This window comes from Streptomyces chromofuscus, assembly GCF_015160875.1.
Lineage (GTDB): Bacteria > Actinomycetota > Actinomycetes > Streptomycetales > Streptomycetaceae > Streptomyces > Streptomyces chromofuscus.
This window is the reverse complement of sequence record NZ_CP063374.1, coordinates 6908256-6933189: the sequence shown is the minus strand read 5'-3', so window position 1 is coordinate 6933189 and position 24934 is coordinate 6908256. Positions and strand designations below refer to the sequence as shown.

Below are 24934 nucleotides of genomic sequence, written 5' to 3'. Positions count from 1 at the left end.
CCCTTCGGATGCGGATGCGTTGGTCACTTGACGGCCCCGGCCGTCAGCCCGGCGACGAGGTAGCGCTGGAGCAGCAGGAAGCCCGCGACCACGGGGACGCTCACCACGAGCGAGGCGGCCATGATCTGGTTCCAGTACACGTCGTTGAGCGTGGCGTAGCCCTGCAGGCCGACCGCGAGGGTGCGAGTGGTGTCGTTGGTCATCACCGACGCGAACAGCACCTCGCCCCAGGCGGTCATGAAGGCGTAGACGGCGACGGCGACGATGCCGGGGATCGCGGCCGGCACGACGACCCGCACCAGGGCGCGCAGCGGTCCGCAGCCGTCGACCAGCGCCGCCTCGTCCAGGTCGCGCGGCACCGAGTCGAAGTAGCCGATCAGCATCCAGATCGAGAACGGCAGCGAGAAGGTGAGGTACGTCAGGATCAGGCCGCCCCGGGAGCCGAACAGGGCGATGCCGGTGGCGTTGCCGATGTTGACGTAGAGCAGGAACAGCGGGAGGAGGAAGAGGATGCCCGGGAACATCTGCGTCGACAGCACGGTGACCGAGAAGACGCGCTTGCCGGGGAAGTCGTAGCGGCTGACGGCGTACGCGGCGAAGACCGCGATGACCACCGAGCAGACCGTCGCCGCGCCCGCCACGATGAGCGAGTTCACGAAGTACTTGGCGAGCGGGACCGTCGACCAGATGTCGATGTACGGGCGGATCGTCAGCTCGCTCGGCAGCCAGCGGAACTCGCTCGACACGTCCTGCAGCGGCTTCAGGGAGCTGGAGACCATGACGTACACCGGCAGCAGCACGAAGCCGGTGAGCAGGGTCAGGAAGATCCGGCGGGTCCACAGGAAAGAGCGGGGGGCCGCCATCGGAGACCTAGGCATGGGTGGACCTCCGGCCGCGCGACGTCAGCAGCAGGTACACGCCCGTCACGACGAGCAGGAAGAGCAGCAGCAGGACCGACATGGCGGAGCCGGTGCCGAAGTTCCAGGTGACGAACGACGACTGGTAGATGTGGATGGAGATCAGGTCGGCGGCGGCGGGCGCGGCCTTGCCGAACAGGACGTAGGGCGTGTTGAAGTCGTTGAACGTCCACAGGAACAGGACCAGGATCAGCACCTGGTTGACCGGACGCAGCGACGGCAGGGTGATGCGGCGGATCTGCTGCCAGACGCCGGCGCCGTCCAGGGCCGCCGCCTCGTACAGGTCCTTGGGGATGTTCTGCAGGCCGGCCATCACGATCAGGAAGGCGAACGGCCAGCCCTTCCAGACGGAGACGACGAGCAGGGCGACGAAGCTGTTGTCGCCGATCAGCCAGAAGGAGGGCTTGTCGGTGAGGCCGAGCTGGTCGTGCAGGACGTGGTTCACCAGGCCGTTGTCGTGCTGGAACATGAACGCCCAGGTGATGACGGCGGCGTAGACGGGCAGCGCGTACGGCACCAGGAACAGCGCGCGCAGCAGGCCCCGGCCGCGGAACGTGTCCTGCATGCAGATCGCGGCGGCCGTGCCGACGAACCAGCACAGGCCGACGGACAGGACGGTGAAGCCGCAGGTGACGAGGAACGAGTGGAGCAGTGCCTCGCCGACGGGGGCGTCGAAGTCCACCGAGATGCGGTAGTTGTCGACGCCGGTCCACGGGGCGATGCTCCAGTCCCGGATGTAGAACTGGGTGAGTTCCTTGAAGCTCATCACGATGCCGATCACCATCGGCACCAGGTGGACGAGGAGTTCCAGGACCAGCGCGGGCAGGAGCAGCAGGTAGGGCAGGCCGATCCGGCGGATCCGCCCGGTGCGGCGGCGAGGACCGCGCGCCGCACCGGGGGAGCTCTTGCCGACCGTCCGCTCACCGGGCCGTGCCGAGGCGGTGGTGGTGGTCATGGTGGTGTCCGTGCTCACTTCGTCGGCATCTGCTGCTGGGCCTTGGCGAGTGCCGCCTTCACCGACTCGGTGGTCACCGGGCGGCCGGCCGCGGCGTCGGCGAACAGCTCCTTGACCGCCGTGCCGACGGCCGTCTCGAACTGGGACTCGTCAGGGACCTGGGGGAGCGCGGTGGCGCTGGTGGCGAGGGTGTCGCGCAGGACGGCCGTGGCCGGGGAGTTGAACGCCGGGTCGGACTGGGCGGCCTTGACCGGCGGGATGGAGCCGTAGGCCTTGTTGAGGATCTTCTGCTCGGCGTCGCTGGTCATGAACTTCACGAACTCGGTGGCGCCGTCGATGTTGTCGGTGTTCTTGAAGACCGCCATGTTGATGCCGGCGACCATGGAGTTGGTGTTCGTGCCGGTGCCGGGTTCACCGGACTGGACGGGGGCGGGGGCGACACCCCACTCGTCCTCCTTCATGCCCATCGACGCGAAGGTGGCCGAGGCGGTCTGCCAGAGCACCATCGCCGTCTTGTCCTTGGCGAAGTCGCTCAGCGACTGGTTTTGCGCGTACTCGGCGTTGCCGGGCGCGATGATCTTGTCCTTGGCCATCAGGTCGACGTACTGCTTCACGGCCGCGACCGCGCCGTCGGAGGTGAAGTCGGGCTTGCCGTCGGCGGTGAAGAAGTCGGCGCCGTGCTGTTTGCCGAGGACGAAGACCTGGTGGATGTTGTTCGACAGGTTCGAACCCTCCGCGCCCAGGGCCCACTTGCCGTCCTTGGAGATCTTGCGGCCGACCTCGACCAGCTCGTCCCAGGTGGCCGGCGGCTGGGTGACGCCCGCGTCGGCGAACATCTTCTTGTTGTAGTAGAGCGCGTACGCCATCGAGTACAGCGGCACGGCGGCGGGGTCCTGGCCGTGGACGCCGGTGGAGCCGAGGGCTGACCCGACGAAGCGGTCCTTGCCGCCGATCTTGTCGAAGTTCTTCTCGTCCCAGGGCAGCAGCGCGCCGGTGGCCTGGAGGGAGGCGCTCCAGGTGTTGCCGATGTTGAGCACGTCCGGGCCCTGGCCGGAGGTGGTGGCGGTGAGGATGCGGTTGAGCAGGTCGGACCAGGGCACGACCTCCAGCTCCACCTTGATGCCGGTCTGCTTCTCGAACTTGTCGAGTTCGGGCTGGAGGACCTTCTTGTCGACCTCGACGCTGGCGCCCTGGTTGGAGGCCCAGTAGGTCAGCGTCTTGGGCGAGTCGTTGGACCCGCCGCCCGAGGCGGAACCGCCTCCGCAGGCCGAGGCGGCGAGAGCGAGAGACAGGGTGACGGCGCCTACGGCCGCGGCTCGGATGCTGCGCATGGCTCCTGGTGTCCCTTCCGGGAGTCGAGAAGTCCGAGGACGGTTCGGAGGCGCGCGACGCCCGTTCGCGTTCACGCCCCGAAGCCCCTCATGGCTTAATTTAGGACGTGAGTTAAACCTCAAGAGAAAGGCCCGTCAAGATGTGCGGCACCGTCTCTTGACGGGTGCGGCGGGGCGCGGGGCGGCGGGCTGTCCCGGAGCGGCGGCTGAACCGGCCACGACCTGCGGCGATGGGGCGACCCCGGGCGGCGCGGGCCGGGGTGGTGTTGTGCAACGGTTGGGTCTCGGCCGGGGGTTGGGGGTGGGGTGGGCCAACAAGGTGTGTAGGGCGGTGCGTGGGAGAGGGCCTGTCGGAGGCGGTTGCTCGGCCCGCCGGCAGCTCGTTCCGGTGGCGCCTGCTCCGGCGGGCCCGGGCTCGGGGCCCGTGGCGGTGCCCCGGTGGCGGATCGGCCGCGCGCTCCTTGCCTTGGCCACTGTGCCACCGGCCTGTTCGTGGAGCACTTCAACCAGTACGCCGTGCAGTGGTTCGGGCAGCGGGGCCGCACGTCTTCTTCCGGAACGAGAAGGCGTACGACGCCCCGAGCCGGGCCGCCGTCCACAACGGCCCGATCCTGGGCTACGCCGTCCACCGGATCGGCGACAACGTCACCGAGCACGAGGGCCGGGACCTGGGCAGCCACTGCTACGACGACGTCGCCCGGACGATCGTGCAGCACCACGGCTTCGCCGCGCCCGTCCGCCCGGGCGTGCGCTTCCACGGCCTGCTGGTCGTCTCCCTCGGCGGCAACGGGCAGTACGCGCACGTCATCAACGACACCGGGGCTCCGACGTCGGGAACGTCGACGGTGTTTTCGACGGTGGTGTCGTACCCCTGACGGCGCTGACGTCGCGCGTACGGGCACGGCGGCCCCGCCCGTGCGTGGACGGGGCCGCGGTGGTGCTACCGGGCGGCCGGCGCCGTAGTGCTACCGGCGGCCGGCGCCTGGTGTTACCGGCCGGCCGGCGCCGGCGCGTACCCGGTGGGCCGGGCGGTGAAGGTGCCGCGGCCCTGAGTGCGGCTGCGCAACCGGGTCGCGTAGCCGAACAGTTCGGCGAGCGGCACGGTGGCGGTGACGACCGCCGCGCCGGCCCGGGTGACCGAGCCGGTGACCCGGCCGCGCCGGGCGGCGAGGTCGCCGAGGACCCCGCCCACGGCGTCCTCGGGCACGGTCACCGTGACCTCGACGACCGGCTCCAGCAGCGCCATCCCGCTCACGCGCAGGGCACCGTGCAGGCCGGCCCGGCCGGCCGTCCGGAACGCCATCTCCGACGAGTCCTTCACATGCGTCGCCCCGTCGGTCAGCGTCACCCGCACCCCGGTCACCGGATGCCCGCCCAGCGGTCCCTCCGCCAGGGCGTCCCGGCAGCCGGCCTCGACGGCGCGGACGTACTCCTGCGGCACGCGCCCGCCGACGACCGTCGAGCGGAACTCGAACCCGGCCTCCAGGGGCTCGACGTCCAGGACGACATGGGCGAACTGGCCCGCGCCGCCGTCCTGTTTGACATGCCGGTGGACGTGCCCGGTCACCCCGCGCACGACCGTCTCCCGGTACGTCACCCTGGGCCGGCCGACCTGGACGTCCAGCCCGTGGCCGCGCCGGATCTTCTCCACCGCCACCTCCAGGTGCAGTTCGCCCATGCCCGACAGCACGGTCTGCCCGGTCTCGGGGTCGGTCCGCACCACCAGCGACGGGTCCTCCTCGGTCAGCCGGGCGAGAGCCGTGGCCAGCCGGTCGGTGTCGGCGGACGTACGGGCCTCGACGGCCACGGAGACGACCGGTTCGGCCGTGCTCGGCGGTTCGAGGACGAGCGGCGCGTCCGGCGCGCACAGGGTCGACCCGGCGTGGGCGGACTTGAGCCCGACCACGGCCACGATGTCCCCGGCGACCGCCCGGTCCACCGGCGCGTGCCGGTCGGCCCGCACGCGCAGGATGCGCCCGATCCGCTCGGTGCGCCGCGCACCCGCCTCCCACACGGTGTCCCCCTTCTCGATCGTCCCCGAGTACAGCCGGACGTACGTCAGCCGTCCGGTCGGCGTGGCGCTCACCTTGAACGCCAGCGCCGCGAGCGGCGCCCGCGGGTCGGCGGGGCGTTCCTCTCCGCCGGTGCCGCGCACGGGAGGCACGTCCAGCGGCGACGGCAGATACGCCACGACCGCGTCGAGCAGCGGCTCGATGCCGCGGTTGCGGTACGCCGAGCCGCACAGGACGACGACGCCGTCGCCGGTGCGGGTCAGGTCGCGCAGGGCCGCGGCCAGCGTCCGCTCGGACAGCGCCCCGGCCGTGCAGAACTCCTCCAGCGCCTGCGGATGCAGCTCGGCGACCGACTCCTCCAGGAGCCGTCTGCGCCGCCGCGCCTCCTCGCGCAGGTCCGGCGGCACCGGTTGCGCCACGGCCGTCTCCGCGCCGTCGGCCCAGATCAGCGCGCGCAGGCGCACCAGGTCGACGACGCCGGTGAAGCCGTCCTCCGCGCCGATCGGCAACTGCACGACCAGCGGGGCCGGGTGCAGCCGGTCGCGGATCGAGGCGACGGCGGTGTCGAGGTCGGCGCCCGCGCGGTCCAGCTTGTTGACGAAGGCGATCCTCGGTACGCCGTGCCGGTCGGCCTGCCGCCACACGGACTCGCTCTGCGGCTCGACGCCCGCGACGGCGTCGAACACCGCGACCGCCCCGTCGAGCACCCGCAGCGAACGCTCCACCTCGTCGGCGAAGTCGACGTGCCCGGGGGTGTCGATCAGGTTGATCCGGTGCCCGTCCCAGGCGCAGCTGACGGCCGCGGCGAAGATGGTGATGCCCCGGTCGCGTTCCTGCGGGTCGAAGTCGGTGACGGTGGTGCCGTCGTGGACCTCGCCGCGCCGGTGCGTGGTGCCGGTGGCGTAGAGGATCCGTTCGGTGACGGTGGTCTTGCCGGCGTCGACGTGGGCGAGGATGCCGAGGTTGCGGACGGTGGTGAGGTGTCGGTTCAGTGCGGTGCGCACGGCCCTTGGCCTTTCGGGGTGATGCGGTGGAAGGGGGCGGCGCGATCGTCCGGACGGACGGGAGCGGGCGGGCCGGCTGCGGTGCCGGCGAGGCGGTGTGACTCACTCGTGCCGGCGGCGGCAGGTGGCGCTGTGCCGGCGAGGTGGTGCGACTCGTCGGCGCCGGCAGCGGGCAGGTGCGCGCTGTGCCGGCGAGGCGGTGCGGCTCGCTTGCGCTCAGATGTTCGTCACGGTCCTCCGGTGCCGGCCGCGCAGCGGGCACCGGGCGGCCGGAGACACGAGGATCACCTCGTAGCGGGAGCGGGGAACGACGACAGCGGTGCGGTCACGCACGGCCCGGCTCCCCTCACTCGACTCGCTGTTCGACAACGAGGCGAGTGTAGGGAGACGGGTCCGTGCACCGCACGGGATTTTCGAACGGTGCCGCCCTTACGCCGGCACGGCGTCCGGCGACGCGTAGAACCGCTGCCGGACCCGCCGCAGCCACGCCTCGGCGGGCCCCTCGTCGGGCTGTTCGGGAAGCACGCCGCGCGTCCCGTCGAACGCCGCCTCGAAGTGGCGCAGCAGCGGCAGCGCGGCCGACGGGTCGGCGGCGACCCGCTCGCCGAAGGCGTGGTAGCCGTCGGGGTCGTCGACCCGGATCGTCAGCCGGCCGGTGGTGTAGAGCTCGTAGCCCTGGGTGCACAGCCGCTTGAGGTGGCGGGCGTGCTTGGCGGTGCGCCTGCGGGTGTCCGCGGAGAACGTGCCGTCGCCGCGGCTGGTCAGCTTGCGGAACTGCTGCGTGGCGTACCCGAGGTAGGCGTCGCGGACCCGGCGGGCGCCGAGGAAGGACGAGCGGATTCCGATCAGCTCGTCGCCGAGGGGTGTCCTCACCTCGTACAAGTCGTCCGGCAGCCAGACGAGTTCCATGACGGTCGGGTTGCCGCCGAGCGCGAGGCGGCACCATTTCGCCGCCTCGTGGAGGGTGCGGTCGGGGTGGGTGGAGACGTGGGACTCCTTCGGGCCGTGCAGGCCGTGCAGGGACTCGGTGGGCGCGGCGAACAGGCCGAGCCGGTCGACGTCGGAGCCCTCGCGGGCGAGTCCGTACGCGGTCGAGCCGACGACGCCGGACAGCAGGATGTTGGTCACGGTCACTGGGCCCCCGGGTGCGTTCGGTCGCGAGCCCTCGTGATGGCGAGGGCGGCGTGGCGGACCGTCATGATGCCGCGTCCACCCGCCGCACGGCCTGCTGTTTTCCGGGCACCGGCTCCTGTGACCCCACCCTGGGGTTCCTCCAGCGTTCACAGCCACATCACATGCAGGTTCACTGGGCGCGACCGGAGTCGAACTAGCGTCCTGAATCGCCCCATCCCGAACGAGTGAGGTTGCAATGTCCGCACGACAAGTCCTTGCCGGCCTGGCCCTGGTGCCGGTGCTCGCCGTCCCGACGGCCGCCCAGGCGGCCACGGAAGCCCCCGGTCCGTCCGCCCACGAGGCGCACTTCGACCTGCAGGCCCACCGCGGCGGCCTCGGCATGACCACCGAGAGCACCCTGGAAGGGTTCGGCAAGGCGCTGCGGCTGGGCGTGTCCACGCTGGAGCTGGACACCCAGGTCACCAAGGACCACAAGGTCGTCGTCACACACGACCGGCAGGTCAGCGCGCAGAAGTGCCGGGACACGGCGCCGGCCGTGCCGGGCGACCCGATGTACCCGTACGTCGGCAAGTACATCAAGGATCTGACGCTGGCGCAGATCAAGACGATGGACTGCGGTTACCAGCAGTTGCCGGGCCACCCCGAGCAGGAGCAGGTCAAGGGCGCCCGGATGGTCGAGCTCCGGGACGTGCTGAACCTGGTCAAGAGCTACAAGGCCAAGAAGGTCACCCTCAACGTCGAGACGAAGGTCGAGGCGGGCGCGCCCGAGCAGACCGCGCCGCGCGAGCTGTTCGTGCGCCGTGTGTTCGAGGAGATCCGTGACTCGGGCCTGGAGCGCCAGGTCACCATCCAGTCCTTCGACTGGGGCGCGCTGAAGGCGATGCACGAGCTGGCGCCGAAGTGGCCGCTGGTGGCGCTGACCAACTACGACTTCCTCCAGGTCGGCAAGCCCGGCGCCTCCCCGTGGCTGGGCGGCATCGACGCCGACGACTACGACGGCGACTTCGTGAAGGCCGCCGCGGCCGTCCCCGGCGTCAAGGCCCTCTCCCCCGTGTACGGCTTCCCGCAGAACGGCAAGATCGGCGACCCCGGCTTCCGCTTCTACCCCGACCGCACGATGATCGCCGACGCGCACGCCCGGGGCCTGAAGGTCGTCCCGTGGACCTGCGACGACCCGGCCACCGTGGAGGCGCTGATGGACATGGGCGTCGACGGCATCATCACGAACTACCCGGACCGGGTCCGCGAGATCATGGCCGACCGCGGGATGGGGCTGCCGAAGCAGTACTTCCCGCGCCACTGAGCGAGGGCGTCCCGTGCGGGCCGGCACAGCCCGGTCCGCACGGGTCGTGATCGCCACCGCGCCGCGCACCACAGCGCGGAGACGCGCCGCGCACGACAGCGCACGGAGACGCCGCGCGCCGCAGCACGGCCTGGTCTACGACGACACCGCGTTCACCGCCTACGCCTGCGGCATCTGGGTCATGAGCCGGCGCCAGGTCACCCTGCCACCCGGTGCGTCCTTCACCCTGCGGCGGCGTATCGTCGCCGTCGACAACCAGGGCTCGACGGATCCCTTCGCGGTGCTCGACCGGCTGTGATCGCGAGGGCGGGCCGGCAGGCCGTACGGCAGGGTGGAGGGTGGCCATCGGAAAGGCCGATGTCGCGGGGTTCCGTGGCTGGGGGCGGCTGGATGCGAGCGGGTGGACGACGTTCACCCGAGGACGCGTGCCCGCGGCCCTGGCCCTCCTGGTCACCCTCCTCCTGCTGTTCCCCTCCCTCGTGCCCAGCACACCGGGGAATCCGGGCGGTCTGATCGAGAACTTCCTGCCCTGGCTCGGAGTGCCGATCCTGGCGCTGCTCGCCGTGGCGGTCCTGCGCCGCTCGGCGAGCGCGCTGTTGGCGGTCCTCGCGGCGGCAGCGGTCTGGCTCGCCGTGTTCGGCCCGTCCCTGCTGCCGCGGAGTCCCGGGGAGCACGGCCTGACGGTGGTCCAGCACAACGTGAGCGACGTGAACGGGGACCCGGCGGCCACTGCCCGCACGATCGTCGACGCCGACCCCGATCTGGTGGCGCTCGAGGAGCTGACGCCGTCGGGTGTCGCGGCGTACGAGAGGGCGTTCCAGAGCCGTTACCCGCACCATGTGGTCGTGGGGACGGTCGGGCTGTGGTCCCGCTTCCCGTTGACGGACACGGAGAAGGCGGACATCAGGCCGGAGGCGGTGACGGGCGACTGGAGTCGGGGACTGCGGGCGGTTGTCCGGGTGTCACCGGATCGCGACATCGCCGTCTATGTGGCGCATCTGCCGTCGGTGAGGATCAGGCCGGGCAGCGGATTCGACACGCGGTGGCGTGACGAGAGCGCGGGGCTGCTGGGCCGGAAGATCGCCGGCGACGACTCGGCCACGGTGATCCTGGCGGGCGACCTCAACGGCACCACCCGGGACCGCGGCCTCGCACCCCTCACCTCGCGACTGGGCACGGCGGACGAGGACTTCGCGTTCAGCTGGCCCACGGCCTTCCCCGTCGCCAGGATCGACCAGGTGCTGGCGCGGGGGGCCGCTGTCGTCGACGTGCGAACCCTCCCGGAGACGGGCAGCGACCACCTGCCCGTCGTGGCACGGATCAGGCTGGACGACCATGCCTCGTAGGGCCCGTTCCGGGTCGTGCTCATAGGTACCTGCGAGCGAGCTCAGGCCGGCTTCTGATCGTCGGCATCGACGATGGCATGCATCGCCAGTCGCTACACGCGTCCAGCAGTGCCCGGTGGCGCTGCGTCGTCATGGCCGGCAGGCGTTCGTGGACGACGTCGCACGTCTGCTCGCCGGCCGTGGTGATGTGCTTGAGGATGCCTTGCGGTGTCACGGATGCGGAGGCTGTCCGGTCTGGAGGGCGTACGGGTCGACTTCACGCCGCCGCGCCGGGTGAGCGTCGGCCCCCGGCTCCCGAAGGGAGTCAGCCCCAGTCCACTGCCAGGAGGAGAACTTCATGAGCACCCCCGTCGTCTCGATTGCCTACCACTCCGGCTACGGCCACACCACCGTCCTCGCGGAGGCCGTGCGTGACGGCGCCCTGGAAGCCGGGGCCGTCGTCCACCTGGTCAAGGTCGACGAGATAACCGAAGAGCAGTGGGAGCAGCTCGACGCCTCCGACGCGATCGTCTTCGGTTCGCCGACATACATGGGCACGGCCTCCGGTGCCTTCCACCAGTTCGCCGAAACCACCTCGAAGCGCTGGTTCGTCCACTCGTGGAAGGACAAGCTCGCCGCCGGCTTCAGCAACTCGGGCGCCAAGAGCGGCGACAAGCTCCACACGCTCCAGTACTTCACTGTCCTGGCGGCCCAGCACGGCATGACCTGGGTGAATCTCGGCCTGCACCCGGGCTGGAACAGCACCACCGCCTCCGAGGAGGATCTCAACCGCCTCGGCTTCTACCTGGGGGCGGGCGCCCAGACCCACACCGACCTCGGCCCCGAGGAGGTCCACAAGTCCGACATCGCCACCGCCGAGCACCTCGGTCGCCGTGTCGCGGAGCAGGCGCGCGTCTACATCGCCGGGCGGGCAGCCGTCGGCGCCTGAGCCGACGGCTCGGGGCCTGCCCCGCTCCGCTCGGGCCTCCCCGCTGGTCCGCGGGCTGCGGATGCGGCGGGAGAGCCCTTGGCGGGCGGCGCAGTGACCGCCCGGGCCGCGCGGGACCCGCGCGGCCCGGCCGCGGAAGGTCGGCGCGACCACCCTCGACGAGCCGGTCGCGGAATTAAGAAGATCACGAAAGCGGTCCACTGCACGCTGTAGACGCTGTCGGGCTGCACCCGCAGTATCGACAGGGCAATCATCGCGCCCGCTGCTCCCGTGCTGAGGGCGGTCAGCCAATGGATCAACGACGCACGGAGAGACACCGGGGCGGCGCGCAAGACGCTCGACCGGCTCCCCATCGTCACCCGGAAGTAGACGTCTCCACTTGACGCGCAACAGATCCGAGAGATCTCTGACAGTGTTCGAGACGTCGCACAGCGCATCCACACAGCCGACGCCGAAGGCCCACTCCACGAAGCTCTCGGCATCACCATCGGCCAAGAAAACGCAACGAGGACCGCGACCGTAAGGTCGAGGTCCTGGTGACCGTATCGTCGGTCATTGTGTCCGAGGGGGACGCAACCCCACAGGACCTGCGACGACGCACCAGGGTGAGTCGCTCCTGGCGCACGGGCAGGCCGGAGTCTCCAACAGAGTCGGAGCGGTGCATCAAAGCCGGCGAGCCGGACCGATCTCAGCGGCCATAGACGGGATCCATCGGCTGCCGACACCTGCCGCCGCAGTGGAGCGAGCTACTGGCGCACCCGGATATTGCCCCGGAGTCCAGAAGCCGGTCAGAGTCCTCCCGTCACCACGCCCTGCGGCTCGCCGTTGACCGTTACCGCCGGATCCGCCGCCACCACGCGCACGGACATGTCGATCGGTGCGGGGCGTGCGTTGGCCGTTTCGGCTGCCGAGAGATGCCGGACGCTGGAGGAGCCGTCGGCGAACGGGCGAACGGTGTGGGCCAGGAGGCGGGTCAGCTCGTCGTCGAGGCCGTGCTGCAGCGGGGTGCCGTCGGGACCGAAGGAATCGATCTCACGCTCGGCGAGCACCACGCCGGTGGCCACGTGGGTGGCGGTGAAGCGCAGGATGCCGCTCTCGTTGTAACGGAACCTGATCTCGATCCTGTTCCGGTGGACGTCCTGTTCGCGGGTCGGGAGAGGCACTTCGATGTTGGCCAGGGGGAAGGCCCGGTCGCTGTCGGCCCGGGAGCCGAACTCTCCCTCGATCACCGGCACGCGCACGAAGGAAGCCCGCGGCGTGTCCGGGTAGAAGTTGGCGGAACCTTCCGCTGGGAGCGTGGCGTTGCGTCGGATGATGGCGCGGAAGCCCTTCTGTTCGCCCGCGCTCACGGCCGTGCCCAGGTCGTAGCTGGTCACCAGGGAGAAGTCGCTGTCGTCGCCGAGTTCACCGTCGAGGGAGGCCGCGTAGATGGCCGCGCCTCGGGCGACGGCGGTCATGGGCCGGCACAGGCCGCTGTCGACGATGCGGTCGTGGCCGAGGAGCTCGCCCAGGGCGTGACGCACCTGGGGGATCTGCGAGGTGCCGCCGATCATCAGGACGGAGTCGATGTCTTCCGGGGTAATGGCCAGGTCTTCCAGGGCCTGCTGGACCGCCTCCAGGGCGCGGGTGATGAGCGGGGTGATCGCCTCGGTGTACTCGGCCGCGGTGATCCTGACCTCACGCTTCGAGTTCGAGGGGGCGAGGCCGACCGGGAGGTCGAAGAAGAGCGCGCCGTCCATCGGCACGGACGACAGGGCGATCTTCGTCAGCTCGACCGACCGGCGCCACCGACGTCGTTCGGCCTTGGTGAGCTGGTCTGCGGTAAGGCCGATCTTCTGCTGGATCAAGTGGGCCAGCGCGTTGTCGAACTCCAGGCCTCCTAGGGCGGTGATACCGCGGGAGGTCTGCTCCTCGAAGAGTCCGTCGTCGTATTCGAGGACGGTGACGTCGATGGTTCCGCCGCCCCAGTCGAAGACGAGGAAACGGCCGGGGATCGGGACGTCGCGGACGTACGAGATCGCAGCCGCGGTGGGCTCGTTGAGCAGGGCCCGGACCCTCACTCCGCCGAGCGCTGCCGCGGCACGGGTGCGGTAGCGGGCGCCGCCCGTCGCCTTGGCGGGGACGGTGACGACCGCGTCGGAGAGGTCGAGCAGTTGGGCGGAGACACCTTCCTTCATGCGGCTGAAGAGGGAGGCGGCCGCGACCGTGCTGTGGAACTTCTCCGAACCGACCCAGGCGTGGTGTTCCTCGAGCTGGGCGGCGACCTTGAGGCCGTCGACGTCGCCGTCCTTCTTGGCACCGGAGCGGGTGCCGAGCATGCGCTTCACGGCGTCGAGCGGCTCGCTGGTGCCGGTCTTCGCCTCCCAGCCGAAGCAGAGGGTGCGCTGGAGGTCGCGGACGGACAGCACAGAGGGGAAGAGCTGCTCGAACTCCGACATCTGCCACTGGGCGGGCACGTTGCTACCGTCGACCGGCAGCACTTCGGTGGTGTGCCCGTTCCAGTGGGCCACCACGGAGTTGCTGGTGCCGAAGTCGATACCGAAAGTCATCGCGTTCCCCTTTGCGTCATGCCAAGTCGCCTGCTCACCGCAGCACGCAGCGTCTGCCTGTAGGTCAGCACCGGAGCCGGGTCCTCCACACGTGTTGCAGCACTGGGATCGACAATCCCTGGCGCCGGAGCTTCCTGCCCGGCAACGGCCCGCAGCCAGCCGCGTTCGACAAGCTGTCCGGACTCCTTGTCGACGTAGGCCGGCGCAACGAGTTCAAAGGTGACCGGGCCTCCATGCATCACGCCAGGCTGGTCCTCCACGACGTTGAACAGCGACTGATCGCCGGTGTCGCCGACGATCTGCAGGCCGGCCTTCGCCGCCTCGTGGTCGAGGCGGGTCAGCACCACCTTCAAGGTCTTCGCGTCCAGCGCCTGCCGGTGCAGGACGGCCAGCTGGGCCAGGTGCATCTGGCGTGTGCGGATACTCTCCAGCACACCCTTGCGCACTGCTTCGGTGAACTGGGGAAGCACCCGGCGCATCAGCTCGGTCCGGAGGGCGGAGACCAGATCGGCCTTGGTCTCCTTGTCGGCCAGAGCTGCGCCCAGTTTCTCCGTCGCCTCCTCCAACTCCTTCTCCACTACGGGCAGGAGCGTCTCGTTGACCGACTCCAGGATCGCGGCGGCGTCCAGGGTCCCCGGGGTGAACTCGGCCAGGTGGCTCTCGGTGAACCGCCAGGGAGCAGCCTCGGCCGCCCTGCGCTCCCCACGATTCCGCACGCTTCCGCTGTTCGGCCCGCGACCCCGGTTCCGCCGGAATCCGTCACGGGGGTCAGAACCACTGTCGCCTTTACCGGCTTCGTTGCTCACGATGTGCTGCTCTCTGGGTCTTCAAGGGCTGCGGGGTCTTCAGCAGCCGGGTAAAAACGTTCTGTCGCCCTGGTGATTATTTCTCGGGCCGCCTCGGTGCGAGACCACGCGCGGTCGCTGTCCGTGGGCGGCTCGGTGAGCCTGTGCAGAGGCTCGGGCGGGAGTTCCAGCCGGTGGCTCGTGCCGGTGGGGTCCTTCCAGCGGTGCGGGGCGAGCGGGACGGCGAACCGGGGTACTTCCTGCTGCTCCCGCTCGGCCTTCTCGATCATGTCCTTGGCGCGGTTGATCCGGACACGGCCGCTGTCGTCGAGTTCCTTCCTCAGGGCTCGCCAGGCCTTCTTCCAGTCGTCCGCCCCGTCGGGCACGCCGAGCACCAGATAAGGGTTGAGCGGCTGGTCGCGTTCTCCGAGGGGCCGGTCCTCCAGGAAGCCCCGGTTCTTCCGCAGCGTGACCACGGCGCCTCCGCCGAGCTGGTCCCGCACCGGGGGACGGCCTTCGGCGTCCTGCTCCAGGAGTTCGAGGGACTCCGTCATCTCCTGGCCGGCACGCAGGTAGGCCTGGATGTTCTGGGCTTCCCAGCGCACCGGCTGTGAGTGGTGCCGGAGCCTCGCGGCCATGGTGAGCGCCGCCTTCCTCCGCTGCTCCGCCGTCTCGTCGTCCCCGCGGAGGAGGGCATGGTGCATCTGCCGCACGGCCCTGATCAGGGTCCGCACGCCGATCCAGCCGTTGAACTTCTTGTTGCTCGCGCTGCGCACGCGGGGGTGGATCCGCTCCAAAAGGACCCACAGCCGCTCGTCGGCGACGAGGTCGTCCGGGACCTCCCCAGTCCGCCGCACCTCGCGCAAGGCGTCGAGGAGCTTCTGTGTTGGCGGAAGGAGGTCGGTCCACTCCTCCGCGATGGCCTTGGCCTCGTTGGCCTGCAGTCTCACCAGCAGGCGCCAGTCCTGCGGCCAGTCACGGCCGGGTTCCGTTCCCGGGCCGGCCTCCCGGCGCTCCCGTTCCAGGGGCCAGGCCAACAGGTCCATCTCCTCATCGGTGAGGGACGCCGGGTCCAGGCGGGCACGGAAGTAGGCGGCACGGGAGGTGCCGTCGCGCTCGGGGACCGCGCCGATCCACTCCTCGTCGATGTAGTCGTCGAGAAGCGGCCGGGGAAGCTTCGCCAGGAGCGCCCTCTGCCGAGGGGCCGGCAGGTTGATCTCCATCAGACGACGGTCGTCCTGGTAGATCTGCCACATGCTGCCCGGCTCCCCCAGGAGCGGCAGTGGCTTGTCCTCCAGCAGGGCGCGGGCGCGGTCGTCGAGCCGGCCGTTGAAAACGTCCAGTCCGTGGTCCTGTGCCATGACGAGCAGGGAGACGCCCTCGACCGGGTCGTCCTGCCGGGACGCTGCGTCGGCCGCGGCCAGGGCCAGCTTCTGCGCGGAGAGTGTTCCGGTCTCCGCCTTCAGAGCGTCGGGCAGCATGAGTTCGGCGAAGGAGCGGGCGCGCTCCCAGGCCTCCCGGTCGGCGAATCCTTCGGGGACCGGCTGGGGCACGACCGGTCCCGGCTCCGGCTGCTTCTGCGGCGGAACGACCGGAGCGGGGCTGCCGGCAGCTTCCGCGACCTCCGGAGCTTCCCCAACGGTCCGGCCCTGGGCGCGGGCCTGGCGGAGGGCGAGGCGGCGGGCGATCTCGCGCTGCCGCAGCTCCTCCAGTCGGGCCTGCTCGTCGTGGCCCGCTCCCAGCGGGATTCCTGCCGTCATCAGAGCTCCTCCGCGAACATGTGCACCTGCTCGATCACCGCGGCAGGGGTCCGGTCCAGGCTGTAGGAGTCGGCGAAGGCGATCCTGGTGGCGAGGCCACCGGCACGGACCTCGTGACGCAGGGCCTGGAGCCGTTCGTTCCCGCACTCCTCGGTGGCGGACTCCAGCGGATGCTTGACGGCGACCGCGACAGGCTCGCCGGTGAAGTCCGAGGTGAAGAGCGCCACCGGTCCAGCGGGGGTCTCCTTGAGGCTGACGGTGGGCTCCTCGTCCGCCCAACCCTTCAACAGGACGGCGTGCTCGTTCGGATCGATCTGCAGTTTCCGGCCGCGCAGGGCATCGGTCAGGTCGCGGGCGAGCCGCCAGTCGTACAGCGGGTGGAGGCGCATGTTGGAGTAGTCGCGCAGGCAGGCGTAGCAGGAGCTGCGGCAGTTCTGCGCATGATGGTCGGCCTCCAGGTCGTGCACGTACCGGTCGACCGCCTGAAGGAACTCCTCGATGTGTTCCTCCGAACCGAGGTAGGTGCTGAAGCCTGCGCCGTTGTCGAGGCTGTCCGCCAGGTAGGCCATGACGGGAGCGGCCACCGGGGCGTCCGAGCCGTGGATGCCACTGAGGAGTTCCTCCGGCTGCACGTCCAGGTGCGGGGCGGCGGCGCGGCGCAGCAGGGCCGCCAGCGAGTACCAAGCGGCGCGCCGGCCGTGGTACGCCTCGGGAAAGCCGTCGATCTGCTGGGACTTCGAGATGTCGAAGCGGAGGCCCCGGCTCGTGTCGAGGGCGCCCTTGGCCCCGATGAAGAGCATGTCGGTGTGCTGGGTGGCGCCGAGGGCGATCTCCAGGTCGGCTTCCGCCTTGGGGTGGTCCAGAGCGACGTATCCGCCCCAGGGCCCGGTGTTCTTGACGAACCGGAAGAGCTTTCCGGCGTTGGTGTTGACGATGTAGCGGTCGCCGCTTCCGGTGTGGACGACCATCCAGTCGTCGGCGGCACGGTGGATGCGCGGGGCGGTCTTCTCCAGGTCGGTGGCGGTCCGCGCGCTGGTGGCGTTGGAGCCGAGCTCCCGGTAGCCGTCGTAGTCCCGTGCTTCGTGGGCGGCCCGGAAGCCTGCGGGCTCCCGGAAGGGGACGGCCTTGTAGTACTTGCTCTCCGCGCCGCAGGCGGGGCAGGTGCCGGCGCCCCCGGTTTCCGGGTCGACGGCGGCCTGCGGGTCCACGTGGGAGCAGATCCGGCACATGGCGACCAGCTGTTCCGGTCCGAACGGGTCCTCGGCGGCCTGTACTCCGCGCCCGCTCGGGACGAGGGAGACCACTCCCTTGGAGCGGAGCAGACGGCCGTCCTGCGGGGTTTCGCTGCCCGGTGCGAACTTGCTGAGGGCGACGGCCAGGTCGCGGTTGACGGAGTCGGCCGGCGGCCAGGGGAAGGTCTTCCGCGGGATGCTCCGGTAGAGGAGGCGGGAGCGGGTCGGGAAGCCGAACATGGGCAGGAGACCCGCCTCTGCCAGACGCTGGCTGAGGTCGGAGTGGCCGACCGTCCGGGCTGCCACCTCGTCGACCTGGCCGAGGAGTTCGCCGATGGCGGCCACCGGATCGATGGCGGCGATGCTCTCCGGTGTTCCGGCCTGGAGGGCGGCGGCAGCGGCTCTGATGCGGTCCGGGTGCTCGGCGATCCAGCGGCGGACGGCACCGCGATGCATCGGCCAGTCGGCGGCGAGGCCGAACTGTCCGTGGACGTTGGTCGTCATGTCCGGCCCCTTCCGGCGGTCCTCCGGCTGCAGGGGCTCGAAGGCCTGGCGCAGGATCTCTCCCAACAGGACCCGCCGGAAGACGGAGACCATGCCGAGGACCAGGTAGGGCGGCGGAGTCGGGTCGTTGGTGATGGCTTCCGGGCGGGCGAAGTAGTGCTCGTCGTGACTGCGGCCGCGGCAGACGGTGAGGGCCACGGCGACCGGGCTGTTGCGTCGGCCCGCGCGCCCCACCCGCTGCTGGTAGTTGAAGCGGGTGGGCGGCATGTTGGCCATGATCACGGTGTTGAGGGGGCCGATGTCGACGCCGGCCTCCATGGTCGTGGTCACGGAGAGCAGTTCCAGGCCGTCCGCCTGCGAAACGTCGTTGTCGCCGAGGAAGACGTCCTGGAAGAGGCTCTGCCGGCGCTGGGCCTCCAGCCGGTCCGTCTGGCCGGTCAGCTCCGCCGTGCGCAGGGGGAAGTCACCGGTGCGGTGGGCGGCCTTCCACGCGTAGTAGTCGTCTTCGAGGACTCCGCTGTACTGCTGGGGCATGGCAGGCAGCGGGGTCAGGCACTTGGTGCACAGCCCCGTGCCCGGGTGAAGGTGGGGCCGGTGGCAGGAACGGCACGTCCAGGTCTTGTTCTCGCCGGGGCGGAGCGCCGCCTTCTCCGGCTTGATGACGTAGTCGACCACGGCGTCCTTCCAGACGCCGAGCACCCGGTCCTCGACCGTCCGCACATCGGTGCCCTGGCGTTCGGCGACCTGCTTCCAGAAACGCTTCAGAGGCGCAGGCGGCCTCTGCAGAGAGGCACGTATCCGGGTGAAGCGCCGCATCAAGCCGAGAATCCGCAGACTGGCACGGGCCACGGCCTGATCGCTGTCCGGGCCGATCTCTTCAGGCGAGCGGTCATCGCGCAGGCAGAGCCAGCCGAGTCCGAGCGATTCGAAGTCACGGCCGCCGCCGGAGAAGAGGCTTCCGATGGTCTCGAGGCGGAGGCGGGAGCGGATGCGGCCCAGCAGTTCCTCCTGTGCCTGGGTCTCCGCCACCGCTTCCCGGTTCCGCTCCCAGTTGTAGAGCGCGGTCCAGGGCTGTCCGGCCGAGGTCTGCTGGAGCGAGGCCGCGGGACCGGCGGGGTTGGTGCCGTACTGCAGCAGCATGCCTTCGAGGTCGGAGGCGAGGTCGTCCAGCGAGGGCAGTTCGGAGAACTTCCGCTCCAGGTCGGGCAGGATTTCCGGTTCGGCGTCGAGGTCGTCGACAAGGATCGCCTTCAGGCGCCCCCAGTCCGCCGGGTTGCGGTCCCGCAGCCGTTCCATGGCGGCACGGGCGGCCGCACGATCGACCGACTCCCCGGCGTAGTGGGCCTTCACCAGCTGAAGGTCTCCGAACGGATCTCCCTGGTTGTCGACGGCCCGGGCGCTGAGCAGGCGGAGAAGGTCCTGGTGGTGGCGCAGGGCAAGACCGCTGGCGAGCTCGGAGGCGTCGTCACGGCTGTCGGAGAAGGCGATCGCCTTGCGCCGGCCGTCGGGGAGGTGGCCGAGGGCCTCGGTCACCAGCACCTGGTTGATCTTGTAGAAACCGGTGCGCATCCGCCGGACCGGCGCGTTGCGCAGCCGGTCAGGAGATTCCAGCGGGATGAAACGGCCGTCGCGGTCGTACTTGATCTCCCAGTCGTCGCCGCAGGCGGGGCAGCGGGTGGGGAAGGCCTGCAGCCGGGCCGGGTCGTAGGCCGACTTCTTGCCCTCCTTGTCCAGGGGCACGGAGATGTGGAACGACCATCCGGTGTGCTGGACGTCCCGGTTCTCCAGGCGGCCGGTGGCGGGCTGGTAGGCGCTGCGGCGGAACTCGAACTCGACCTGCGGCCCGCCGTCGGACAGGCCCGCGTGCCAGCCGGGATCGTCGAGGCCGAGGCCCTTGGTGCGCGGCCAGTACACGACGTAGTTCGCCGCGGTGGGTGCGCCACTGGCCTCGTCGGGGAGCAGGTCCAGGTCCGGGAAGTCGGTGTGGAGGGCACCGGTGAACTTGCGCCGCTGGGTGTCCTTGGGGCTGGCGTACCCGCCGAGCATGAGGTCGCCGCAGGCCTGGCAGGAGAGAAGTTCCAGTACGCGGGCGCCGCAGGTGCAGCGGGACGTGGGCTCGGCGAAGAGCCGGCCGACCCGCCGTTCGGGGCCGTGCTCCACGGGGATGTCCGGGCACTGCGGGTCGGAGCAGGCCCAGATGCCCTCGATGTTCCGGAAGAAGAAGTGGGCGCGGAGCTGGGGAAGTTCGGGGTCCTGGGCGGAGCCGAGTATGCGCAGTACGCCGTGGAGCGCGTCCTGGCGCTGTTCCTCGGGGACGTCCGGGAAGAGGTTCTTGGCCAGTGCGGGGGCGGGCAGGGCACGAGGCCTGCCGTCTGGAGTGAGTGCGCGCTGGAGCGCCGGGCCGAGGCCTGTCTCCCGGGCCAGGGCGACGGCTTCGTCCTGGGTGACGGGGGCCTTCGCGGCCTGCGCGAGGCGTTCGGCGTGTGCGGCCACGCCGCCCTCGCCGTGGATCTCCTTCGCCTTTCCAGAGATGATCACGCGCCGGGATCCGGGCAGGGCGAAGAACCCGTCGAGGAACTCGTCGTCCCGGCCGGCCTCCAGGGAGGCGGATGCGGCGAGCACACGGAACTTCTCGGGGCTCTTGTCGAGGCCGAGACGGTGGCGGAGGTTGCGCAGCAGGTAGGCCACCTCGGTGCCGGCCGTACCGCGGTACATGTGGAGCTCGTCGAGGATCAGGGTGAAGCGGGCGTCCGGGGTCTCCTCCAGCCACTTCCTCGTGGCGCTGAAGATGTGCTCCTCCTGCTTGCGGAGCAGCATGATGTTCAGCATCGAGTAGTTGGTGACCATGATGTCCGGCGGCGCGGCCTGCATGTCCCAACGGGCGTGCATCTCCGCTCCGCCGAGGCGCGGGATGAAGGGCCGCAGCTCCTCGCCGAGCTTCTCGTCGGCCTTGCGCTGCCGCTCCTCGACCTCCCGCAGGTACTGCCGGAGACGGAAGTTCGCGGGCTCGGAATCGCGGCTGCCGGAGACAGGGGTGGCTCCGGTGTAGCGGCCGAAGTAGAAGCGGTGTCCGTTGCGTTTCCGGTCCAGCCATTCGTGGGCCTCGCGGCTGTCCAGCGACTTCCGGAGTCGGACCAGCTGGTCGTCGGCGAGGGCGTTGGTGGGATAGAGAACCAGCACGCGCAGGGCGGCGGGATGCCCGTGCTCGCTCTGTCGGCTGGGCACGTGGTCGCCGTCTTTCTGCCACCATTCCCGCTGCACCGCACGGGTGCCCTGCCAGTGGGCGGACTCGGCGACCAGGTCGGCGAGGACGGGCAGCAGGAAGGACTCCGTCTTTCCGGAACCGGTGCCTGCGGTGACCACGAAGTCCTTGCCCTCGCAGGCGGCGACCAGGGCGTCGTGCTGATGCCGGTAGAGGCTGGTCACGCCGTCGGGGAGCGTGAACCGGGCGAACTCGGCCGCGTCGGGGTGCGCCCCTGCTTCGGCGAAGGAGTCCGCGACGCTGACGCCCCGGGAGGCGTACTGCGGGCGCAGCTCGATCAGCGGGTCACGCCAGGCCCCGTTGTCCCGGTTCAGGAGGGCGCGCCGTTCCTGCATGACGGAACGGTCATCGACGCCGAACGGGGTGTCGTAGTAGCGGAAGAGCGCGCTGCGCAGGTCGTCGAAAGTGCCCATGACGTCCTGGACATCGGTGTTCGTCACCGCCGCTGTCTGCTGTTCGACGCTCACTTGGTCCTCCCGCCGGTGGCCGCCACCGGTCGCGGCATGATCTCCAGGTTCTGCTGCAGCGAGGCCGCGATCGCCTCGGCGAGCGCCCTCGGCACGTTGTCGTACGCGCGGGTCTGCGTCTGCTTGCCCATCGAGGGCGGGAAGCCGCTGCACAGGACGGCCGCGCGTTCGTGCAGGGCGGGCAGGGGCGCGTACCGGTCGACGAAGAGCCGGCCGATGCCGGCACGGCCCTTGCCGGATTCCGGCCGCCAGCGCATCGCGCCGGTGCGGTGACGGGCGAGCTCCAGGTAGATGCCCGTCTCGCGTTCCACCGCATGGAAGACGCCGTTGCGGCGGACGCGGGTCAGGCGTGCGTAGTCGGCTCCGCGCCACCGGTACAGGCCGTCCTCGTCGTCCCTTTCCGCGGGGACGAACCGCTGGAGGCGCAGCTCGTACTTCTCCAGCGTGCTGGCGGTGCTCCCACCGGGCGGTGCGGACTCGGGGCCCGGCGCCGCCTGCGGAAGCAGCACCGTCAACTGCAGGGCGGCGCAGGGCACGTAGCGGGCCCCGAGGAGCTCGGCGGCTTCCTGCAGGGTCCGCAGGTCCTCGTACTGGAACAGGAGGGTGTCGGGCAGCGGCGCCTCACCGGCCTCCGGCCGGTGAGGGACGGTGATCAGCTCCATCCACTCCTGTGCCGCCTCCTCGATGCGCGTGCTGATCCGGGCGGTGCGCGCGCCGGTCAGCAACGCGAGGCCGTCGGCGTGGGGCAGCCGGGTCAGCACCGGCGGGGCCACCGACCAGCGATCGGCGCGCAGGTCCACGTCGATGAAGCCGAGGGCGGTGGCCTTGCGCATCCAGTCCCAGTCGGCGTACTCCTTCAGCTCCAGGCCCCATGCCCGGGCCTGGCCGCGGACCCCGTCGCGCAGTGCGGACGCCTTGCCGCTGCGGCTCTCGCTCAGCCAGCGCAGGAGGATCCCGCCGAACTCGTTGCTGCTCATCGGTCCCGTCATCGGTCCAGCTCCTTCGCTGCCTGCACGTACGCGGCCCACGAGGGCTCGACGGACGCCTGCTGGGCGTTGAGGACGGCACGGGCCCATGCCCGCGGGTTGCCGGCGCTCTTCGGCTTCGGCGTTCCGGGGTTCACCGGGCGGCCCTTCCAGCGTCCGCTCCGGCGCTCCAGGAGCCAGCCGCCGATGCCGTGGAAGTCGGCCTCGAAGCGGAGCGGGGCGGGGGTGCCGGGGAGGCGTTCCGTCCACCAGTCCGGTTGCTCCGGGGCCTGCAACGTCCACAGCCGTCCGTCGGCCGCCGCGAACAGCACCTCGTCCGCGTCCCGACGGCACAGCTCCATGACGGCTGCCGCGCCCCGGGCCGTGGCGCCCGTGCAGTGGGCGCCGGTGACGCCGGTCGGCAGGGTCTGCTCGACGAGGAGGGAGGGTGACTCCGAGGCCGTGCCGTCCACGACGATGAAGCCGCAGACCTTGGTCATCTTCGGCTCGACGACGGCCTGGTCCGCGGTGGCGAAGTCGATCTCCACGCCCGCGTAGCTCACCGTGTGGCGGCCCGGCTCCAGCCGGAGCACGGCCAGGGGGACGGGACGGCCCGCGGCGACCGCCTTCCTGAGCTCGGGCCGCTCCTTTCCGTCGACCAGGAGGGCGCCCGTGCCCTCCGTGGCGTCCGGGAGGACCACCTGGGGCTCGCCTCCCCGCAGATACAAGTGGGAATCGAGCGAGGGTGCGAGCTTCAGTCCGCCCTCGAGGCGGAGCTTGAACTGGGCCGGGGGCTGCAGGAGGCCGACCGCGCCCTGGACTTCCTGGAGCGACCGGCGCAGGGTGACCGCGTCGTCGAAGGTGACAGGCTTGTGCAGGGACCAGCCCTGCGGCACCCAGGCCAACTTGCTGGTGTCGGCGCTCCGGCCCGTGGTCGCGGCCTTGTCCAGCAGCCGCTGCACGTCCCGCTGCGCGGTGGGGGCGGCGAGCACCACGTGTGCCTCGCCCGGGCGGAAGCCGTCGGTGCCGGCCCAGACGCCGAGCACGTCGTCCCGTGCGAGCACCAGGACGGAGGAGGAGGGGCGGCTGAGCACCAGGTTGTCCCCGTCGCGGCGGATGCCCCTGGTGAGGGTGTCCGCGCTCGGGGCGGGCAGGCCCGTCACCTCGTAGTAGGCGGTGTCGCCGAGCTGTTCGAGGACGACGCCGTCCTTGAGCTCGATACGCTTCTTCTGCTCCGCGGACCGCAGGCGCGCCACCCAGCTGAGACGCCCCGCGTCCAGCCGCACCAGGAGTTCGGCCCGGGTGACACCGGTGGGCACCAGCTCGTCCGAACCGTCCCAGGAAGCGGCGTAGTTGCCGATCAGCTTGGCGAGGAAGGGGCGGAACTCCTCCTCCTGCAGAGCGTTGCGGAAGCCCTTGGAGAAGTGCTGTTCCATGCCCCGGATCTCGATCTGGGCCAGCAGCGTCTCCCCCGGCAGCGGCCAGGTCGTGCCGTGCTCCCGCAACGACCGGAAGAACTTCGGCATGAAGGACCGGTCCGCGCCGCTGAGGAGCGCCTGGGACTGGGCGAACCCGATCATGCTGCGGTTGGAGGGCAGGTCGGCGGGGGCGGGGATGGTGCAGAGGCCCCGCGCGCCCTTCTGGCTGTGCTGCCAGGAGGCCAGCACCTGCCACATGCGGGAGACGGGCTCGTAGTGGTGGCTGCCCAGTTGCTTCTCGTGGCCGGTCAGCAGCTCGGAGAAGCGGGCGTGGTAGGCGGTGGCCCGGTGGTTCCGGTCGTGCACCATCCGGGACGCGGCCATCACCGAGCAGGCCAGCAACGGCAGGAAGGCGGGCACGCCGTCCCTGTCCTGCTGCCGCTTGCGCCAGCGGTAGTCCTCCAGCGCGCTGTACGGTTCCGCGGTCCCCAGCCGCAGGAACTTGCCCACGCACTGAGCCAGGGGCTCCTCTATGCCGTATCCGTGCCTGAGCTCCTGCTCCACGTCGTCGTCGACGTAGAACAGCGTCGGGTGGCCGGCGTGCTGCCGTCCGAAGAACTCTTCGGCCAGCACTTCCTGCCACGCCTGATAAGAATCGTCCACTCTGTCCCCAAAAGAGATGTTCCAACGCCCTCTTCGTGAAATTCCCCGGCATGGAACGGTCTTCCGCGTCACCCTAAACCCGCCGCCGATGGCGTCGGCACCGAACGCCCTCTCGGACTCAGCCCTCGACTGCCACTGCCCGACGTAACCCCACGACGCGCAACTCGAGGAAACGCCCCCACCTATCCCCCAACCGTTTCCAGAAGAACGGCAGTGCTCGCAAAAGCACCCGAAAGAGATGGCCAGAGCATCACCGCCAGTTACGCACCCACAGTGATCGCAGGGGTACCGCGACTGCCCCGACATAGAAATCGATGCACCCCGCAAGCAAAGGTTGCCTGTGTAGATGATGTGATTGAAATGTGGAGGTCGTCAATCGTTCTGGTACCGAAAGGTGCG

15 protein-coding genes and 1 pseudogene are annotated in these 24934 nt (G+C 70.4%); 5 read left to right on the top strand and 11 right to left on the bottom strand.

Going from position 1 to position 24934, the window contains the following annotated elements; translation table 11 throughout:
* Positions 1-23: 23 nt before the first annotated feature.
* Genes IPT68_RS31035 through IPT68_RS31025 form a run of 3 tightly spaced genes read right to left on the bottom strand, consistent with a single transcriptional unit; the run spans position 24 to position 3203 of the window.
* The gene (locus IPT68_RS31035) at positions 24-863 is read right to left on the bottom strand and encodes a carbohydrate ABC transporter permease (RefSeq protein WP_189698263.1); all 840 of its coding nucleotides are present in this window, start codon (positions 861-863) and stop codon (positions 24-26) included.
* A gap of 7 nt (positions 864-870) precedes the next feature.
* Positions 871-1872, bottom strand: a complete 1002-nt coding sequence (locus IPT68_RS31030; protein ID WP_189698133.1) for a carbohydrate ABC transporter permease — start codon at positions 1870-1872, stop codon at positions 871-873.
* 14 nt (positions 1873-1886) lie between these two features.
* Positions 1887-3203: an extracellular solute-binding protein gene (locus IPT68_RS31025; protein ID WP_189698134.1), complete on the bottom strand. Its 1317-nt coding sequence runs from the start codon at positions 3201-3203 to the stop codon at positions 1887-1889.
* Between the two features lie 477 nt (positions 3204-3680).
* On the opposite strand from IPT68_RS31025, the pseudogene IPT68_RS31020 reads away from it, so the two are divergent.
* A pseudogene (locus IPT68_RS31020) lies at positions 3681-4078 on the top strand (coagulation factor 5/8 type domain-containing protein); the annotation flags it as partial.
* 113 nt (positions 4079-4191) lie between these two features.
* Here the strand turns inward: IPT68_RS31020 and fusA are convergent.
* A complete protein-coding gene (gene fusA, locus IPT68_RS31015; protein WP_189698136.1) occupies positions 4192-6219 on the bottom strand; it encodes an elongation factor G in 2028 nt (675 codons plus the stop codon).
* A 429-nt stretch (positions 6220-6648) separates the two neighbouring features.
* A complete protein-coding gene (locus IPT68_RS31010) occupies positions 6649-7353 on the bottom strand; it encodes a nucleotidyltransferase domain-containing protein (RefSeq protein ID WP_189698137.1) in 705 nt (234 codons plus the stop codon).
* A 235-nt stretch (positions 7354-7588) separates the two neighbouring features.
* Here IPT68_RS31010 and IPT68_RS31005 point away from each other — a divergent pair, with 235 nt between their 5' ends.
* The 4 genes from IPT68_RS31005 to IPT68_RS30990 all read left to right on the top strand — a co-directional run bounded on the left by IPT68_RS31005 (position 7589) and on the right by IPT68_RS30990 (position 10930).
* The gene (locus tag IPT68_RS31005; RefSeq protein WP_189698138.1) at positions 7589-8656 is read left to right on the top strand and encodes a glycerophosphodiester phosphodiesterase family protein; all 1068 of its coding nucleotides are present in this window, start codon (positions 7589-7591) and stop codon (positions 8654-8656) included.
* 46 nt (positions 8657-8702) lie between these two features.
* On the top strand, positions 8703-8954 hold the full coding sequence (locus IPT68_RS31000; protein ID WP_194074028.1) for a hypothetical protein: 252 nt from the start codon (positions 8703-8705) through the stop codon (positions 8952-8954).
* 40 nt (positions 8955-8994) lie between these two features.
* The gene (locus IPT68_RS30995; protein ID WP_228040047.1) at positions 8995-10002 is read left to right on the top strand and encodes an endonuclease/exonuclease/phosphatase family protein; all 1008 of its coding nucleotides are present in this window, start codon (positions 8995-8997) and stop codon (positions 10000-10002) included.
* A 337-nt stretch (positions 10003-10339) separates the two neighbouring features.
* Positions 10340-10930, top strand: a complete 591-nt coding sequence (locus IPT68_RS30990) for a flavodoxin family protein (RefSeq protein WP_189698140.1) — start codon at positions 10340-10342, stop codon at positions 10928-10930.
* Positions 10931-11718: 788 nt separating this feature from the next.
* On the opposite strand, the gene IPT68_RS30985 is transcribed toward IPT68_RS30990, so the two are convergent.
* From IPT68_RS30985 to IPT68_RS30960, 6 genes are read right to left on the bottom strand one after another with little or no spacing between them, the layout of a single operon-like run.
* Positions 11719-13479, bottom strand: a complete 1761-nt coding sequence (locus IPT68_RS30985) for an Hsp70 family protein (protein WP_189698141.1) — start codon at positions 13477-13479, stop codon at positions 11719-11721.
* The gene (locus IPT68_RS30980; protein WP_189698142.1) at positions 13476-14285 is read right to left on the bottom strand and encodes a hypothetical protein; all 810 of its coding nucleotides are present in this window, start codon (positions 14283-14285) and stop codon (positions 13476-13478) included. Before IPT68_RS30980 ends, IPT68_RS30985 begins: the two co-directional genes overlap by 4 nt.
* Positions 14282-16024, bottom strand: a complete 1743-nt coding sequence (locus tag IPT68_RS30975) for a hypothetical protein (RefSeq protein ID WP_189698143.1) — start codon at positions 16022-16024, stop codon at positions 14282-14284. The genes IPT68_RS30980 and IPT68_RS30975 overlap by 4 nt, the downstream gene beginning before the upstream one ends.
* Complete coding sequence (locus IPT68_RS30970; RefSeq protein WP_228040045.1) at positions 16024-21489, bottom strand: DEAD/DEAH box helicase; 5466 nt, start codon at positions 21487-21489, stop codon at positions 16024-16026. The genes IPT68_RS30975 and IPT68_RS30970 overlap by 1 nt, the downstream gene beginning before the upstream one ends.
* Complete coding sequence (locus IPT68_RS30965; protein ID WP_189698144.1) at positions 21486-22478, bottom strand: hypothetical protein; 993 nt, start codon at positions 22476-22478, stop codon at positions 21486-21488. The genes IPT68_RS30970 and IPT68_RS30965 overlap by 4 nt, the downstream gene beginning before the upstream one ends.
* The gene (locus IPT68_RS30960; RefSeq protein ID WP_189698145.1) at positions 22475-24535 is read right to left on the bottom strand and encodes a hypothetical protein; all 2061 of its coding nucleotides are present in this window, start codon (positions 24533-24535) and stop codon (positions 22475-22477) included. The genes IPT68_RS30965 and IPT68_RS30960 overlap by 4 nt, the downstream gene beginning before the upstream one ends.
* Positions 24536-24934: the final 399 nt, after the last annotated feature.

Bases quoted from the DNA above. Each gene is read 5' to 3' on its own strand.
- IPT68_RS30965 (WP_189698144.1), bottom strand. From the start codon at position 22,478: ATGACGGGACCGATGAGCAGCAACGAGTTCGGCGGGATCCTCCTGCGC.
- IPT68_RS30990 (WP_189698140.1), top strand. From the start codon at position 10,340: ATGAGCACCCCCGTCGTCTCGATTGCCTACCACTCCGGCTACGGCCAC.
- IPT68_RS31025 (WP_189698134.1), bottom strand. From the start codon at position 3,203: ATGCGCAGCATCCGAGCCGCGGCCGTAGGCGCCGTCACCCTGTCTCTC.
- IPT68_RS31030 (WP_189698133.1), bottom strand. From the start codon at position 1,872: ATGACCACCACCACCGCCTCGGCACGGCCCGGTGAGCGGACGGTCGGC.
- IPT68_RS31035 (WP_189698263.1), bottom strand. From the start codon at position 863: ATGGCGGCCCCCCGCTCTTTCCTGTGGACCCGCCGGATCTTCCTGACC.
- IPT68_RS30975 (WP_189698143.1), bottom strand. From the start codon at position 16,024: ATGACGGCAGGAATCCCGCTGGGAGCGGGCCACGACGAGCAGGCCCGA.
- IPT68_RS31005 (WP_189698138.1), top strand. From the start codon at position 7,589: ATGTCCGCACGACAAGTCCTTGCCGGCCTGGCCCTGGTGCCGGTGCTC.
- IPT68_RS30985 (WP_189698141.1), bottom strand. From the start codon at position 13,479: ATGACTTTCGGTATCGACTTCGGCACCAGCAACTCCGTGGTGGCCCAC.